16 protein-coding genes, 1 pseudogene and 1 riboswitch are annotated in these 17,100 nt (G+C 40.5%); of the genes and pseudogenes, 7 read left to right on the top strand and 10 right to left on the bottom strand.

The window, feature by feature from the left end:
* The 4 genes from thrC to xerD form a co-directional block, all read right to left on the bottom strand.
* The coding region (gene thrC / locus UC75_RS17155; protein WP_228137469.1) for a threonine synthase at positions 1–1,041 on the bottom strand (1,041 nt) is incomplete at its 3' end.
* A 54-nt stretch (positions 1,042–1,095) separates the two neighbouring features.
* On the bottom strand, positions 1,096–2,397 hold the full coding sequence (locus tag UC75_RS17150; protein WP_004795155.1) for a homoserine dehydrogenase: 1,302 nt from the start codon (positions 2,395–2,397) through the stop codon (positions 1,096–1,098).
* Positions 2,398–2,640: 243 nt separating this feature from the next.
* Complete coding sequence (locus tag UC75_RS17145) at positions 2,641–3,453, bottom strand: DsbC family protein (protein WP_049838279.1); 813 nt, start codon at positions 3,451–3,453, stop codon at positions 2,641–2,643.
* Positions 3,454–3,599: 146 nt separating this feature from the next.
* The gene (gene xerD, locus UC75_RS17140; RefSeq protein ID WP_049838278.1) at positions 3,600–4,520 is read right to left on the bottom strand and encodes a site-specific tyrosine recombinase XerD; all 921 of its coding nucleotides are present in this window, start codon (positions 4,518–4,520) and stop codon (positions 3,600–3,602) included.
* A gap of 143 nt (positions 4,521–4,663) precedes the next feature.
* Here xerD and UC75_RS17135 point away from each other — a divergent pair, with 143 nt between their 5' ends.
* The 5 genes from UC75_RS17135 (at position 4,664) to ftsW (ending at position 9,777) form a co-directional block, all read left to right on the top strand.
* Positions 4,664–4,927 (top strand): FeoA family protein, encoded by a 264-nt coding sequence (locus tag UC75_RS17135; RefSeq protein WP_013199126.1) that lies wholly within the window; start codon positions 4,664–4,666, stop codon positions 4,925–4,927.
* A complete protein-coding gene (feoB, locus tag UC75_RS17130; RefSeq protein WP_049838277.1) occupies positions 4,924–6,777 on the top strand; it encodes a ferrous iron transporter B in 1,854 nt (617 codons plus the stop codon). Before UC75_RS17135 ends, feoB begins: the two co-directional genes overlap by 4 nt.
* Positions 6,778–6,797: 20 nt before the next feature.
* Positions 6,798–7,049: a DUF6587 family protein gene (locus UC75_RS17125; protein ID WP_013199125.1), complete on the top strand. Its 252-nt coding sequence runs from the start codon at positions 6,798–6,800 to the stop codon at positions 7,047–7,049.
* A 160-nt stretch (positions 7,050–7,209) separates the two neighbouring features.
* The gene (murD, locus tag UC75_RS17120) at positions 7,210–8,556 is read left to right on the top strand and encodes a UDP-N-acetylmuramoyl-L-alanine--D-glutamate ligase (protein WP_049838276.1); all 1,347 of its coding nucleotides are present in this window, start codon (positions 7,210–7,212) and stop codon (positions 8,554–8,556) included.
* Between the two features lie 24 nt (positions 8,557–8,580).
* Positions 8,581–9,777 carry a putative lipid II flippase FtsW gene (gene ftsW / locus UC75_RS17115; RefSeq protein WP_004795141.1) on the top strand — a complete coding sequence of 399 codons (1,197 nt, stop codon included), beginning with the start codon at positions 8,581–8,583 and terminating at the stop codon, positions 9,775–9,777.
* 50 nt (positions 9,778–9,827) lie between these two features.
* Here the strand turns inward: ftsW and gluQRS are convergent, their stop codons facing one another.
* The 6 genes from gluQRS to UC75_RS17085 form a co-directional block, all read right to left on the bottom strand.
* Positions 9,828–10,724: a tRNA glutamyl-Q(34) synthetase GluQRS gene (gene gluQRS / locus UC75_RS17110; protein WP_049838275.1), complete on the bottom strand. Its 897-nt coding sequence runs from the start codon at positions 10,722–10,724 to the stop codon at positions 9,828–9,830.
* Between the two features lies 1 nt (position 10,725).
* A complete protein-coding gene (dksA, locus tag UC75_RS17105; protein WP_002121205.1) occupies positions 10,726–11,262 on the bottom strand; it encodes an RNA polymerase-binding protein DksA in 537 nt (178 codons plus the stop codon).
* Between the two features lie 211 nt (positions 11,263–11,473).
* Positions 11,474–12,286 (bottom strand): 3',5'-cyclic-AMP phosphodiesterase, encoded by an 813-nt coding sequence (gene cpdA / locus UC75_RS17100; protein ID WP_013199123.1) that lies wholly within the window; start codon positions 12,284–12,286, stop codon positions 11,474–11,476.
* On the bottom strand, positions 12,283–12,918 hold the full coding sequence (locus UC75_RS17095) for an NUDIX domain-containing protein (protein ID WP_005301669.1): 636 nt from the start codon (positions 12,916–12,918) through the stop codon (positions 12,283–12,285). Before UC75_RS17095 ends, cpdA begins: the two co-directional genes overlap by 4 nt.
* A 75-nt stretch (positions 12,919–12,993) precedes the next feature.
* Positions 12,994–14,871, bottom strand: coding sequence for a phosphomethylpyrimidine synthase ThiC (gene thiC, locus UC75_RS17090; protein WP_049838274.1), 1,878 nt, complete (start codon positions 14,869–14,871; stop codon positions 12,994–12,996).
* 88 nt (positions 14,872–14,959) lie between these two features.
* Positions 14,960–15,094: riboswitch (TPP riboswitch) on the bottom strand.
* A 34-nt stretch (positions 15,095–15,128) separates the two neighbouring features.
* Positions 15,129–16,214 (bottom strand): hypothetical protein, encoded by a 1,086-nt coding sequence (locus UC75_RS17085; protein ID WP_212771779.1) that lies wholly within the window; start codon positions 16,212–16,214, stop codon positions 15,129–15,131.
* Positions 16,215–16,321: 107 nt separating this feature from the next.
* Here UC75_RS17085 and UC75_RS17080 point away from each other — a divergent pair, with 107 nt between their 5' ends.
* Both UC75_RS17080 and UC75_RS22260 read left to right on the top strand, forming a co-directional pair.
* Positions 16,322–16,903 (top strand): TetR/AcrR family transcriptional regulator, encoded by a 582-nt coding sequence (locus UC75_RS17080; protein ID WP_049838273.1) that lies wholly within the window; start codon positions 16,322–16,324, stop codon positions 16,901–16,903.
* Positions 16,896–17,100 (top strand): annotated as a pseudogene (locus UC75_RS22260) (EamA family transporter); the annotation flags it as partial. The gene UC75_RS17080 and the pseudogene UC75_RS22260, both read left to right, overlap by 8 nt.

Raw genomic sequence — 17,100 nt, 5'->3', positions numbered from 1 at the left:
TTTCAAGCCATTACCAGTTACTGTACATACAATGACAGAACCTTCAGCAATCTTACCTGCTTTAATATCGCGAATCGCACCGCCAATAGAAGCAGCAGATGCTGGCTCAACAAATACACCTTCATACATAGAAAGTAAGCGTTGAGCTTCTAAAATTTCGCTGTCTTGAAGTTCATCGAACCAGCCTTTAGAGTCACGTACTACAGCTTTTGCATGGTTCCAGCTTTGTGGATTACCAATACGAATTGCAGTTGCAACTGTTTCAGGGCTTTCAACTGGAGCACCACGTAAGAATGGAGCTGCTCCAGAAGCTTGGTAACCAACCATTGTTGGTAAACCTTCAGGTTTTGGACCAGTGAATTGATCAGTAGCTGCATCATAAATCACTTGTTCAAACTGATCAGCAGGTTGGTTTGCTACAGCTTCGGTATAACCCATCCAGTGAGCTGTGATGTTACCTGCGTTACCAACAGGTAAGCAGTGATAATCAGGTGCGCGGCCTAAAGCTTCAACGATTTCATAAGCAATAGTTTTTTGACCTTGCAAACGGTAAGGGTTGATTGAGTTTACAATCGTTACAGGTGCTTGATCAGCAACTTCTTTTACAAGACGCATACCATCATCGAAGTTACCACGAATTTGCATAGTGATCGCACCATACATCATCGCTTGTGCCATTTTACCCATTGCAATTTTGCCTTCTGGAATCAAAACAAATGCTTTGATACCTGCGCGTGCAGCATAAGCAGCAGCAGCAGCAGAAGTGTTACCCGTAGATGCACAGATAATCGCTTTAGAGCCTTCTTCAACCGCTTTGGTTACAGCCATGGTCATACCACGGTCTTTAAATGAACCAGTTGGGTTTAAGCCCTCATATTTCACATAAATTTCAACATCTTTGCCAATAATACGTGGAATATTCTCAAGTTTAATGAGTGGGGTGTTGCCTTCACCCAAAGAGATAGCACGAGTAGTTGCCGAAACTGGCAAACGGTCACGATAACGATCTACAAGACCAGTATAACGATTGGCATTAGACATGATGGTGTTCCAATTAGAGGTGAAGCGGGAGAGGGAATCTTTCCCTCAACCTGATTAACTATCGAGCGATTCTAAACGAATTCTTACGATTTCGCCACGAATAGCAGGTAATGCTTGGATTTGTGCAAGAGCCTCATCCATTTTAGATTCAACGATTGGATCGGTCAGAATCACGATTGGAATAAGGTCTTTTAAACGGGATTGTTGCATGATGGCATCAATACTAATTCCAGCGCGGCTTAAGATGGTAGTAACATCTGCAAGTACGCCAGTTTGATCTTCTGCATTTAAGCGGATGTAATAACCTGTGGTCATTTCTTCACGGCTTAAAATTGGCACATTTGTTAATGCTTCAAAAGCCAACTGAGGAATTGTTCCTGCACCATCTTCGGTATAAGAGATGTCACGAACAATATCAATTACATCGGCAACAACAGCAGAAGCTGTTGGACCAGCACCAGCACCAGCACCGTAATAGAGCGTTGGGCCTACAGCATGCGCTTGAACTAAAACAGCATTTTTAACGCCGTTTACATTCGCAATAAGCTGTTCATCTGGAATGAGCGTTGGGTGAACACGTAGTTCAATACCCTTTTCAGCACGACGTGCAATTCCTAGGTGTTTAATGCGGAAACCAAGTTCTTCAGCATATTTCACATCTTGTGCAGTGATTTTACTGATACCTTCTGTATAGACCTTATCAAACTGAAGAGGAATACCAAACGCACAAGACGCTAAAATTGTAAGCTTGTGCGCAGCATCAATACCTTCAACGTCAAAAGTTGGATCTGCTTCTGCATAACCAAGTTCTTGAGCTTCTTTTAATACATCATCAAATGCACGACCTTTTTCACGCATTTCAGTCAGAATAAAGTTGCCTGTACCATTAATGATGCCAGCCAACCATTCAATATGGTTTGCAGCAAGACCTTCGCGGATGACTTTAATAATTGGAATACCGCCAGCAACTGCTGCTTCATAAGCAATTTGTACAGCATTATCTTCAGCTGCTTTAAATAGTTCATTGCCATGTTCAGCGAGTAAAGCTTTGTTTGCAGTCACGACTTGTTTGCCGTGTTTAATTGCTTCCATGATAATTTCGTAAGCAGGATGGATACCACCCATGACTTCTACAACCACATCAACGTCTGGTTGACGAACGATATCAAGTAAATCTGCGCTTTGTTTAATCCCTTCCAATTCTAGATCTGGACGAGGACGACGTGTTCCAACGTGGGTAATTTGAATTTCTCGACCGGTGCGACGTTTAATTTCAGCGGCATTTTCTTGTAGTAGTTTAAGGGCTCCTCCACCTACGGTTCCTAGACCGAGTATTGCCAGGCGAACTGGTTTCACGTCACACTCCATTCATCATTTAATCATTTAGTTGAAGCTAGATCATAGCTAAAAAAAACGCCAGACTCTAGCGCTTTTAGTGCCTGTTCAATGAATTAGAGTGCGATGTTTGGAAAAGAAGAGTAGATCAGTCTTTAAACACAGGTAGTTAAAGCATTATTTATTGAAAAAACAAAGCGCTGCAATAATAGCAGCGCTTTGTTGAAGAGGTAGCTGATTAATCATTCATCAGCTTAAAGGATGTTATTTATCCAGTTTTTTAACCAATTCATCTGGTGTTAGATATCCACCTAAGTACTCGCCATCAACATTGTAGATCGCAGGTGTACCATTTACACCCATGTTTAAGCCAAGTTGATACTGCTCTCGAACAGGGTTTTTACATTGAGCAGGCGGAATATTGACACCTTGTACTGCTTGGCTAAAGGCAGCTTTACGATCTGCACTACACCATACAGCTTCCATGGTCGGCATAAATTGCTCACCACGTGGCCAAGCGATATAGCGTACTTCAATACCCTTTTCATTAATTTCAGGAATGTGTTCATGTAGTTTATGGCAATAAGGACAACTTGCATCGGTAAACACATAAATCACATGTTTAGCCTTACCTTTTGCAGGGTAGACAATGAGATCTTCATTTTTTAAAGCAGCAAGATGCTTTTTGTTTTCTGATGCTTGAAGATTATCTCCAATATTATGAAGCTCTTTGCCACCTAAACGAATAACATCGCCTTGAATAAGGTATTTACCATCACTGGTTGTATAAATCGATGTCATTCCTTCGAGATTTACCCAATACAAATTAGGAACTTCTGTCGGCTTAATATCTAAAATTTTGGCGTTGATATTTGCATTCTTAAATTGTTTCTGCAAAGTTTCGATCAAACGCTGCTTATCATTACGTTCGATAATGGTTGAAGCTTCCCCAGTAGCAGGTGCAGTCGCTGTGAGCGCATCTTCTTTTTGTGGTTTGTTTTCTTTAGAACAAGCACTGAACAAAAGGCTAGATGCCAGAGCGCAGGCAAGAAAAATTTGAGAACGGGTAAAAGACATAGATAACCCTTATTTCATCAGTATTTATAGTCAGAAGCTGCTAAGCATAACAAAAAATCTAATGTGTATTGTTAAAACTTTCTTAACCTTTGTGAACGAAATCAAACGATTGATATGAAATATTTACTTTGAGCTTCACAGCTTTATTATCCTCTAGGGTGATGTTTTTCATGTAATTGTTGCATTCGTACTTGTGCAACATGTGTATAGATTTGTGTTGTAGATAAATCGCTATGACCCAGTAACATTTGCACTACACGTAAGTCAGCGCCATGATTGAGCAGATGCGTTGCAAAGGCGTGACGTAAAGTGTGAGGTGAGAGTTCAGCTTGAATATTGGCTTGAAGCGCATAGCGTTTAATGGCATACCAAAAGTTCTGACGGCTCATAATTCCGCCATGTTGAGTTAAAAAGAGATAGTCAGTTGAGCTTTTGTAGAGCTGAGGCCGAGCATTATGCAAATAGCGTTCTACCCATTCACAAGCGAATTGTCCTAATGGAACTAAACGTTCTTTATTGCCTTTACCTGTAACACGTAAGTAGCCTTGCTTTAAATTAATGAGCTCTAAACGCAAGTTAAGTAGTTCTGAAACACGTAAACCGCAGGCGTAAAGTACTTCAAACATTGCTCGATCACGTAAGCCAAGTGCTGTATTGATATCGGGTGCTTGAATCAGTGCTTCAACATCTTCTTCTGATAGATCTTTGGGTAAAGCCCTTCCAATTTTTGGAGAATGGTGGGTTGCTACAGGATTATCGCTTCGTAATTTCTGTTCACGTAAAAATTTGTAAAACTGGCGTAGAGCAGATAAGCAGCGGGCAATCGAGCGGGGGCTTTTCCCTGCTTTTGTCAGTTCAATTAAAACATCAGCAATATCATCACTTGTCCACTCTGGAAGAGCTGTTTTTTTATGAAGTTCACTGCATTGAATGAGGTCAGATAAATAAGCATTTCGTGTATGTGGACTTACTGTCTGTGCAACTAAATAGTCGCGAAAACCTTGTAAAAAGCTTAAATGTTCAGGAATTTGAACTGGGCTTGGAATACGCGGTTTTTTATTCAACATACACTAGATCCTCTAAACCTCTGTACTTTAAAAGAAACTTTAAGGTTTGTCGATTAAACTGAATAAGAAGTGAAATTTAACCTTATTTGGTAATTATTCTCATTTATATGTATACTAGAAAAAAAGGTTTAGGATCGGATGCGGTGCGTTTATCAGCTTTAAAAGTGAAGCAAGCGGCGACCATCACCAAAGTGAATCGGATAGAAGTAGAGTCCGAGCAGCAAGATTTGGTCGCAATTCGTTTGGAAAGTCTGGGCTTTGTACCAGGCACACGAGTGGAAGTGATTACCAAGGGTATTTTTGGTGGTGATCCGATCTTGATCCAAATTGGCTTTACTCGTTTTGCTTTACGTAAAGCAGAAGCGGAAAAAATTGAAATTCTAGTAGAAGAAGGAGTACCCGCATGAGTGATGCGTTACGTATTGCCCTTGTGGGAAACCCTAACTGTGGTAAAACCTCTCTTTTCAACCATTTAACTGGAACTCGACAAAAAGTTGCAAACTATGCGGGCGTAACTGTTGAGCGTAAAGTAGGTCATTTTCAGTTACCGTCAGGTCGGTCAGTGCGTGTACTCGATTTACCGGGTACATATAGTCTAAATGCAACTAGTCCTGATGAAGTTATTACTCGTGACGTTTGTTTGGGTAAGATTGCTGAAGAAGGGCAGCAAGATGCATTTTTGTGTGTGGTTGATGCCACTAACTTAAAATTGCATTTAGGACTGGTGCTTGAAATGATCGGGCTAGGCCGTCCGATTTTACTTGTACTGAATATGATGGATGAAGCGCGTCGTCGTGGTATCCAAATTAATACTCAAAAGTTATCTCAACGTTTGGGTATACCCGTTGTTGAAACAGTTGCTGTTCGTAATGCGGGCATTGAAAATTTATTACATGCTCTTGATCAAGAAAAATACAGTGTGCCACAAACCGAATTGAGTGGTTTAACTGGAACTCATCATCAAAAAATCGATATGATTTTTAAAGATGTTGTTCATTATGTTGAGCAGGGCGATAAGCGTACTGATTTTCTAGATCGAATTTTCTTGCATCCAGTTTTAGGCCTACTTAGCCTTGCGCTCATGATGTTTATTGTGTTCCAAGCAGTTTTTGCATGGGCAGCCCCATTCATGGATGGCATTGAAGGTTTCTTCGGCTGGTTGGGTGAAGTAATCGGAAGCGTGATTACACAGCCCCTACTACATAGTTTGGTTGTTGACGGAATTATCGCGGGTGCTGGTGGCGTAGTGGTGTTCTTGCCACAAATTCTGATCTTGTTCTTCTTCATTTTAGTATTAGAAGAATCGGGCTATTTACCGCGTGCAGCATTTTTGCTTGATAAGTTAATGTTTCAAGCTGGTTTAAGTGGACGAGCTTTCATTCCTTTACTTTCAAGCTTTGCTTGCGCAGTACCGGGAATCATGGCAACGCGTAGTATTAGTGACCCTCGTGATCGCTTTACGACCATTATGGTTGCGCCATTAATGACTTGTTCGGCACGTTTACCTGTATATGCCTTGCTGATTGCTGCATTTATTCCAGAGAAAATGGTCTGGGGTATTTTCAACCTACAAGGTCTGGTACTTTTCGGTCTCTATATGGCTGGTATTGTGAGTGCGCTTTGTGTTTCATTTTTAATGAAATTCTTCCAAAAAGATAAATCTCAACATGCCTTATTACTAGAGCTGCCGAGTTATCGTTTCCCTGATTTAAAAAGTGTGGGAATCGGTTTGCTGGACCGTGCAAAGATCTTCTTAAAACGCGTCGGTGGAATCATTTTTGCGCTCTCTATTTTGCTCTGGTTTTTGTGTACTTTCCCACAACCACCAGAAGGGGCGACATTACCAGCTATAGATTATAGTTTTGCCGGTATGCTCGGACACCTTATTCAACCTTTATTTGCTCCAATTGGTTTTAACTGGCAAATCTGTATTGCTTTGATTCCAGCTATGGCTGCACGTGAAGTTGTGGTTGCAGCATTAGGTACGGTTTATGCCTTGTCTGCAACGAGTGACGATGCTGTAGCTCAAGGTTTGTCACATCTGATTAGTGCAGATGGCACAGGTTGGTCTTTGGCAACAGGACTGTCACTTTTAGTGTGGTTCATTTATGCCCCACATTGTTTGGCTACGTTGGCAACAGTACGACGTGAAACAGGTTCATGGAAACATGTTGCTGCCATGACTGCATATCTGTTCGGTTTGGCTTATTTGGCATCGTTTGTTACCTATCAAATTGCTTCCCATTATTGGGGTTAAAGCAAGAAAGGAGGTTGTATATGATTCAATATCTGATTATTGCGGTTGTAGTGAGTTGGAGTGCGGTTGTTGTTTTTAAGAAAGTATTTCCAAAAACAGCAAATTCAGTCTTTTCTTCACTCTCTGTATTTTGTGAAAAGCAGGGTTGGACAACTTTGGCAAAATGGCTTAAACCAAAAATGACCTTTGGTTGTGCTGGTGGTTGTGGTTGTTCAAGCGAAGATAAACCTACCAATACTGTTCAAGAAATTAAGCCGATTAAATGGCAATAAATTTAGTATTTCCTGTTTCGTTTAAAAAGCCATCATATTGATGGCTTTTTTACGCACTGACACAAAAAAAGATGAATAAAGTTCAAACTGAAAAAGCATTCAAAACAGCAAAGTGCTAACATTTTTGCCATTCTGTCGATTGATAAATTGTGGGGCAAAAATGTTAATACAACGTGGTGGATTAAAAGTTGTCGCAGGCTTAGGAATATCAGGTGTATCTGCTGTTAATTTCCTGCATGAACAAGGCTACCAAGTTGCAGTAACGGATTCTCGTCCAACCCCTCCTGGTCATGACCAGATTCCAGCTGGCGTTAAAACCAGTTTTGGTCAACTTGACCAAGAATTATTATTACAAGCAGAAGAAATTATTTTAAGCCCAGGCCTCGCACCGCAATTACCAGAAATTCAGGCAGCTATTGCTCAAGGAATTTCAGTGGTAGGCGACATTCAACTATTACGCCGTGCGACCGAAGTGCCTATCGTGGCTATTACGGGTTCTAATGCCAAAAGTACAGTAACAACTTTAATTGGTTTAATGGCTAAAGATGCAGGTAAAAAAGTTGCTGTGGGTGGAAACCTAGGACGCCCAGCTCTAGACTTGTTAAAAGACCAACCAGAGTTACTTGTACTTGAGCTATCAAGTTTTCAGTTGGAAACCACCTCACATTTAAATGCTGAAGTTGCTGTGGTTCTTAACATGAGTGAGGATCATCTAGATCGTCATGGCGATATGTGGGGTTATCACCAAGCAAAACACCGTATTTTCCAAGGCGTTAAAAAAGTTATATTTAACCGTGATGATGCTTTAAGTCGCCCTCTTGTTCCAGATACAACACCAATGCAAAGCTTTGGCCTAAATGCACCAGACTTAAATCAATATGGTGTTTTAAGAGATGGTGATGGCACGCTTTGGCTTGCACGTGGTTTGCAGCGTTTAATTAAAAGCTCAGATTTATATATTCAAGGCATGCACAACGTAGCCAATGCTTTAGCTTGTTTGGCATTAGGTGAAGCAATTGGTTTGCCTATGGAATCTATGCTTGAAACGTTAAAACAATTTAAAGGATTAGAGCACCGCTGTGAGTATGTGAGAACTGTACATGATGTACGTTATTATAATGACTCTAAAGGGACTAACGTTGGTGCTACACTTGCAGCAATTGACGGTTTAGGTGCTGCAATTGAGGTTAAAAAAGGTAAGGTTGCCTTGATTCTAGGTGGGCAAGGTAAAGGTCAAGATTTTGCTCCATTACGTTCTTCTATCGAAAAATATGCCAAAGTTGTGGTATTGATTGGTGAAGATGCTCCAGTTATTGAACAGGCTATTCAAGGCGCAACCAAAATTTTGCATGCAGCAACGCTTAAAGAAGCTGTAGAGCTGTGTCAACGTGAAACACAAGCTGAAGATGTGGTGTTGTTATCACCAGCCTGTGCAAGTTTTGATATGTTTAAAAGTTATAATGACCGTGGTCAGCAGTTTGTTGCCTGCGTCAATTCGTTGGTTTAAAGAAAACATGATTAGGAATGTAGTATGGCAGGCTTAGCTCAGACCACAATCCAGAAAATCAATCATTGGTATGAACGGATATTGCCTAAATGGCCAGCGGAAGTGACGCCACGTAATGTCCTGATTTTCTGTGTCGTTGCATTGTTGTGTATCGGTTCAGTGATGGTGGCGTCTGCTTCGATGCCCTATGCTGAATATATGCATGAAAACCCGTTTCACTATGTGATTCGTCATGGTATTTCGATTGTCGCTGCGGCTGTGGTGGCATATTTGACCTATCGGATATCACTCAATACGTGGTTTAAAAATACTTTCCCGCTGTGGCTGTTGACCATGGTTCTGCTGCTTGCTGCTTTGGTGGTAGGTTCAGAAGTGAACGGTTCTACACGTTGGATTAAGATCGGTGGCTTTACCTTACAACCAACTGAGGTTGCCAAAGTCATGATGGCAATCTTTACCGCAGACTACGTTGTGCGCCGTGCCAAAGAAGTTCGTACTCATTGGAAAGGCTTATTACGTTTAAGTGGGGTTATGGCAATTACGGTTGGTTTAATTATTGCTGAGCCTGACTTGGGTGCTACGATCGTAATTGTATTGATGATGGTCGGGGTATTCTTTTTAGCTGGTGCACCGCCAACACAGTTCTTAATTATGTTAGGTGCGATTGTAACCGGTATCGTATTTTTGATTTTGTTTGAACCATATCGTTTCCAGCGTTTGATTTCATTTACTGACCCATGGGCAGATCCATTAGGGGTGGGGTATCAGTTATCAAATGCATTAATGGCCTTTGGCCGTGGTGAGTGGTTTGGTACAGGTTTAGGGCACAGTGTCCAAAAGCTATCTTATTTACCTGAAGCGCATACTGACTTTATGTTGGCCGTGCTAGGTGAAGAGTTTGGTTTCTTTGGTATTTCTATTGTCATTGGTTTGTCTTTCTTGATGTTGGCATGCTGTATCAAAATTGGTCATCGTGCCTTGAAACATCATTACCTTCGCGCAGGCTATTTGGCTTATGGCATTAGTATTATTTTCTTACTCCAGATTTTGGTAAATGCGGGTATGAACATGGGCTTAATGCCAACCAAAGGTTTAACTCTGCCATTTATTAGTTATGGTGGTACATCTTTAATGATGTGTGCTGCGATGATTAGCTTGATCTTAAAGATTGATGCATCAACTCAAGAAGTGAACCCTGAAAGAGAAGAATCAAACTTCTAAAGCATTTCAGTTGTTATAAAAAGCCCGATATCAAATCGGGCTTTTTTTATTTATAGATATGTTCCGCTGAGCTCTTGCCCATGTGGAATTAAATCAACATTCCACTGTGCTACTGCCTGCTTTAGCATCACTTCGGGGCGGTCTAAATCAACGCTTGGTTGGCCTAGTGCTTGTATGGCTTGTTGTAGTAATTGAGGAGCTTTAGTTAAATCGAGTGCTTGAGCAAGGTTTTGTTTAGAAAGCTTTTGCCCTTGATCATTCATGGCGAGAGGGAGGTGCATGTAGCTCAGTTTAGGGTATCCTAAGAGCTCGCCAAGCCAGATCTGACGTTCGGTGTTATCTAATAGGTCTGAGCCTCGAACGACATGGGTGATGCCTTGCAGATAATCATCCACGACGACAGCAAGTTGATAGTTAATAATCCCATCACGGCGTTTAAGAACAAAGTCTCCAAGGTCATGTTGCAGGTTAGAACAATGAAGTCCTTGCAGTCGGTCATCAAAACAGATCTGTTGATCTTTAACTTTTACCCGAATTGCTTGGTCTTGAAAATCAAGATTGAGATTGCGGCATGTGCCTGCATAGATGGCATTTGAACCCAGCATTTTGCGTGTACATTGACAAGCATAGATTAGACCCTCTTTTTTAAGTTGATCTAGTACACTTTCATAAATGTCTAAACGGTTTTTTTGAAAGATGATTTCTGCATCGGGTTCGAATTGGAAGGCTTCCAGTGAAGTGAGAATATGCTCTTCACTGCCCGGATAAATACGAGGGATATCTGTGTCTTCGACACGAACCAGCCATTTGCCTTGGTGAGCTTTAGCATCACAATAACTGGCGACAGCGGTAATGAGTGATCCAAAATGCAAAGGGCCGGTTGGCGAGGGCGCAAACCGACCTGAGTATGAAAAGCTAGGCTTTTCTTGAGTAGCTACAGCGGTCATATTAACCGTTATTTTGCTTCTCTTTAATTTCTGCCAAAGTTTTGCAGTCAATACATAACGTTGCAGTTGGACGTGCTTCTAAACGACGTAAACCGATTTCGATACCACATGTTTCACAGAAACCGTAGTCTTCGTTTTTAATTGCTTCCATAGATTGTTCGATTTTACGAATTAACTTACGTTCACGGTCACGTGTACGCAATTCAATTGCAAACTCTTCTTCTTGGGTGGCACGGTCATTTACATCTGGCAATGCAGTTGATTCGTCTTGCATCGTATTCAACGTACGATCAACTTCAGACATTAATTCAGCTTTCCATGCTTGCAGAATTTGTCGGAAATGCTCGAGCTGTCCTTCAGACATGTACTCTTCATTTTTCTTAGGTTGATAAGGTGCAATACCAAATAAACTTGCAGTTGTGCCTATGTCAGAAGTTTTAGGTTTCACTTTACGTGCACGTTTTGCAGAAGCTTTGTCACCTTCCACTACAACTTCTGTATGTTCATCCAAAACTTGGTTGTGGTTGTCATTCGCCATAATAGGGCATTCCTCATCATACACGTATTATCTATACGCAAAAAATATGGTGATATGCAAGTGTTTTTATAGAAAACCATCGATGGGATTTTCCCATCGGGTCGTCATCATATAGATTTTTCCTGCAAGATGATAGTCATTCCGTCCCGTAAATATTTTCAAAACGTGTTTACCCTAGTCATAATTGCATATAAGCATATATAAAATAGAGCTAATAGCCTGAAATATTGGTATTTATAAGGCCCTGAAAATTTTCAAGACGGAAGACTTCTGTTTCAAAACTACCATCGTTTTTTAGACGAATGTAACGGTAGCCGGGAGCATTTTGGTCTAGGGCAAACTCATTACTAAACGGTTTAAACTGAACGCTTGTTGAGGGGGTCGAGAAAAATTCGATCCCTTGCCAAGTGTTTAATGAGTCTTGGTGAACGTGCCCGCAGATTAAAGCTTTTACATTTTTAAATGGAGCTAATGTGGTAAGCAAAGCATTAGAATTTTGTAACTTGTGATGATCAATCCATTTAGATTTCATTGCAAAAGGATGATGATGACAAGCCAATAAAACAGGGTTATCTGAAAATTCTTCGAGTAATGCCGCTAAATTTTGTAGTTGTTCTGGCGACAGGTGCCCATTAATCTGACCTTTTACTGCACTATTTAATAAAATAACGCGCCAGTTTCCTAAACAAATGACCACAGGTTCCTGATGATTTTCTTTATGTAATGGAAAATGATCAACGTTATCATGATTGCCCAGTGTCTGAAAAAATGGCAGACCTAACGTTTGCATATATTGAATATAACGTTTGTAGGTAATGGGCGTCGGTGCTTGAGCCAAATCTCCAGTGTGGATAATGGCATCAGCTTCAGGATGTTTTTTCAGGATCTGTTGAATAATGGCATGAAAACTTTCTTCAGGATTCATCCCCACAAATTCTAAGTGTGGATACTCCAATAAGTGGGTATCGGTAATTTGTATAATGACATGGTCTTTTTGTGAAAGTGTTGAGACTTGAAAAGTCACCGTCCTACCTCGTCGGATTTTATTATCGTTGTGATGTGTTGAGATAGCCATTGTAACGCCATAATGACAGGGGCATTTCTCAAACGTCCTTGACTCAATAATGTTGATATTTCGCTGTAGTCAAACAGGTGTAAAAGAATATTTTCACCTTCATCAGGCATGCCAAAAACCCCACCTTTTGATGGTAAGTTTGTTTCAGCAGCATATAAGTGAAATAGTTCTGAACACGCCCCAGCAGATGGATAAAAGCTAAATAGATGATGTAAATGATTAACTGTGCATCCTGACTCTTCAAGTGTTTCACGGCGAATACAGCTCTCCGGCGTTTCATCTCCATCCAATACACCAGCAATTACTTCCAATTGCCACGGCGAATCGGGGTCATTAATTGCACCTACACGAAATTGTTCAATCAGCGCAAACTGTTGTCTTTGATCATTGTAGAGTAGAACGCCAGCCGCTTCAGGCCGATGAATCAGTTCACGTTGTAATACATGAGTATATTCAGTTTGATTAAATAGACGATGTCGAAGGCTGACTTTTTCAACTTGAATAAAACCACGGAATAGAGATTCACGTGATGTTACTTCGACATCTTTAGATGTATAACTTGGACGTTCAACAATACTCATGATTCGATCAGGACGAAATCTATTTATTTCATCCTAACCGAGAATCATGGCTAGGCAAGTGTTTTTTTTGAATATTTACACTTTGTGATACAGTTTTTGACCTTGCTCTTGATAAACCTCTTTCATGGCTTTGAGGCCTTCTTCAACCTCTGAATTACTATTAGTGAGGTTGTTGGCATAGTCACGAACATTCTGGGTGATTTTCATCGAACAGAATTTTGGTCCACACATTGAACAGAAGTGAGCAGATTTATGAGCCTCTTTTGGTAAAGTTTCATCATGCATGCTACGTGCTGTGTCAGGGTCTAGACTTAAGTTGAACTGATCATCCCAACGGAATTCAAAACGTGCTTTTGACAAGGCATTATCGCGAACTTGAGCACCCGGATGACCTTTCGCAAGGTCAGCAGCATGTGCCGCAAGCTTGTAGGTAATAATTCCGTCTTTAACATCTTTTTTGTTTGGTAAACCCAAGTGTTCTTTTGGTGTCACATAACAAAGCATCGCTGTGCCGTACCAACCAATCATGGCTGCACCAATTGCAGAAGTAATGTGGTCATAACCCGGAGCGATATCAGTCGTTAAAGGCCCAAGCGTATAGAATGGTGCTTCTTTACACACTTCTAGCTGAAGGTCCATGTTTTCTTTGATCATGTGCATTGGTACATGACCAGGGCCTTCAATCATGACTTGAACATCATGTTCCCATGCACGATGAGTAAGCTCACCTAGTGTTTTAAGTTCGCTGAACTGTGCTTCGTCATTTGCATCTTGAATACAACCCGGACGTAAGCCATCACCTAAGCTAAATGAAACGTCATAAGCTTTCATGATTTCACAGATTTCATCGAAATGAGTGTATAAGAAGTTTTCTTCATGATGCGCTAGACACCACTGTGCCATGATTGAACCACCACGAGACACAATACCTGTTAAACGATTTGCTGTAAGTGGAACATAGCGAAGCAATACACCTGCGTGAATCGTGAAGTAGTCAACGCCTTGTTCAGCTTGTTCAATCAGTGTGTCTTTGAAGATTTCCCATGTTAGATCTTCTGCAACACCATCAACTTTTTCAAGCGCTTGATAAATAGGTACGGTACCGATTGGAACAGGTGAGTTACGAATAATCCATTCACGTGTTTCATGGATATTTTTACCTGTCGACAAATCCATAATGGTGTCGGCACCCCAACGGGTTGCCCACGTCATTTTTGCAACTTCTTCATCAATTGAAGAGCCAAGCGCTGAGTTACCAATGTTGGCATTAATTTTAACCAAGAAATTACGGCCAATAATCATTGGCTCAAGTTCTGGATGGTTAATATTGGCAGGAATGATCGCACGACCTTCAGCAACTTCTTGACGAACAAATTCAGGTGTAATTTCTTTTAAGTTTTTTGCACCGAAATTTTGTCCAGCATGTTGACGCATATCAACACCTTCACGCTGGCGCTGATTCTCACGAATTGCAATATATTCCATTTCAGGTGTGATAATACCTTGCTTGGCATAGTGCATTTGAGTGACATTTTTGCCAGCTTTAGCACGGCGTGGGTTTTGAATGTGAGCAAAACGAATGTCAGCAGTACGAATGTCTTTTAAACGTTCTTGACCAAAAGTTGAAGTTAAACCAGAAAGTACGTCAGTATCGTTACGTTCTTCAATCCAGTTTTGGCGAACTGAAGGTAAACCTTTGTCTAAATCAATTTGAACAGTTGGATCGGTATAAACACCTGAAGTGTCATAGACCATAACAGGGGGATTATGTTCACCGCCAAGACCAGTTGGAGTATCTGTTAAAGAAATTTCTCGCATTGGAACCTGAATATCAGGACGAGAACCTTCAATATAAACTTTTTTAGAAGCGGGTAAGATGCGGGTTAAATCTTTTGCATCTTGTTCATGTTGCGCTGAAATTTCAGCAGAAGAGAGATTCGTTAACTGGTTCATTACATGATCCTTATGAATAACATCAACGAATCAAGCACGACCAAAAACGATGGCGGATTTATCTTTGCTAGATAAATTTAAGGCTTAAGTTTTCAGATGGCTTGATTCCTACGCAGGTCTTAACCTGATCAGGTTCAACGGTACTCATGTTCAAACTTGTGTTGCGATAACACGAAATTTACACAATCTCAGCGAGTTATTACTCGCGCTCCGTCAAGCGATTTACAGACTAACATGTTTTAGGTTGGGTGGCATTGTCAATTTGTATCTATACAAACCGCATCCATATGGCAGTCACGATAGACTTCAGTGTTCCATGGGGAGTCTAATTTTAATAGCTGCTCGAGTTGTTCATGAGTCATCTGATAATTTGATTTTTTATCGCCATTCTTATCAGTTAAATCTATTTTAAATTGCTTATTACGCTCCTCTACAGGCGTGGCAATAAACTTAAGAAATAATTGAGCAGGTTTCGCTAAACTCGACTGATTCTGTGTAGACAGAAATTGAATTTGTTGAAGCGCATCTTTATCAAACCATGTGTTTGGTGCATATTCATCTGACACAGGCGTATTATCAAGACCAAAGAAAATAAAATAGCGATATTCGTTAAAGAGTAGTTTTGCATCACTAATAAAATGGCTTTTTGGATACTTTTGAATAAACTTTTCCCAAAATAATGCACGTTCAGTCAGCTCTTTCCATGAAATAGCCAACGCACCATCGTTATAGAAAATATTTTGATTGTCTTTCGCCATGCGAGTTAAAAACTCTTTTTGGTCAGCAGGTAAGGCTTTAGAAAAAACATCAACTAAATAGTTTGGCTGACGTCGATAGGTAAACATGCCTTCGCCTTGATAGAGTAGTTCAATATAGGCTTGACCTTCATGTTGAAGTAAATATTGATCACGTGGGCTCAGTTGGCCGAAGAGTTTTTTCTGACTTTGAATGACCTTTTTAAGGTCTTGTTGTTTATGTTCTAAAACAGCATAGCCAAAAGCCTCAAACGCTCTACCTGTTTTTTCAGTGTAGTCTTGTTTAATAAAACGCTGATACATGGCGGTTGATGCATCAATCAGCTTAAGCTGTTCATCATTTTTTAAAGAGGGAACACAGGTTTTAAGCTTTTCATTAATTTGATTTAAGTCTTCTATTTTGCTGTTTTGATTAATCGTGTGCATAGCTACCATAATTTGTAAGCAGCTACTGTCTTGTTTTTGAGCGGTCTTTTGCTCAGTTGATTTTTGATCTTTAGATACAGTCTGATCTTGCTCTGATGTTTTATTACATCCAGCTAAAAGTAGTGCGCTGCACATACTCATCATTAGAACTTTTTTCATCATTGTATTTTTATCAAAGTGAATATTGCTCAAATTATAACTCGGAAAAAGATTGCATCATTGTTAGAAATCTTTATTATTAGGTAGGTCGGTCTACTCAAATTAAAGCTATGAATGATAAAACAGCAAGACAGAAAATTCTCGATGCCGCTTCAACTTTGTTTTATAACGATGGCATTACTGCAACTGGAATTAACTCGGTTACGGCTAAAGCAGATGTTGCTAAGATGTCGCTTTATAATAATTTTTCTTCAAAAGGTGAGCTTGTCGATGCCTACATTGCTGCGCGCCATCAAGAATGGCTAGACCTTTATCAAAAGCGTTTAGAAAAAATAAAAACAGTGAAACAAGCCATCTTGGCCGTATTTGATGCCTATCAAGACCATGCGGAATTTGCCTATGAAAAAGGCTTTCGAGGTTGTGGGTTATTGAATGCTGCGGCTGAGTTTCCTGCAAATAGTGCAGGGCGAAGTTCGGTAAGACAGCATAAAGAAGAAGTCGAGGCTATTGTTGCTGAACATTTAAAAAAATTGATACCAGACTCACAGCGGATTAGCTATGTGGCTACGCAGCTTTCTTTTCTTTTAGAAGGTTCTATGGCAAGAGCAGGCTTAGAAGGAAACAGTCGTCAACTTCTATTAGCAAAACAAATGGCAGAAGATATTTTAAATAGAGAATGCCCACATGATTAGCCTCATTAAAAATAGTAGTTATGGAGGCACAATCGCGATTTTAGTTGCCTCTGTTTTGTGGGGAACAACAGGTACTGCGGCCGCATTTGCACCAACACTTGGCCCACTCGCTATTGGTGCCGTAGCGATGGGCGGAGGCGGTCTTTTACAAGCTTTGGTTGCATCACGAGCGATACGTGAAAACCGACAATTTATAA

Source organism: Acinetobacter sp. V2, from assembly GCF_001188385.1.
In the GTDB taxonomy this organism is placed as follows: domain Bacteria; phylum Pseudomonadota; class Gammaproteobacteria; order Pseudomonadales; family Moraxellaceae; genus Acinetobacter; species Acinetobacter oleivorans.
Note: the sequence above shows the minus strand (reverse complement) of the source record. Positions and strands in the feature narration are given on the sequence as shown.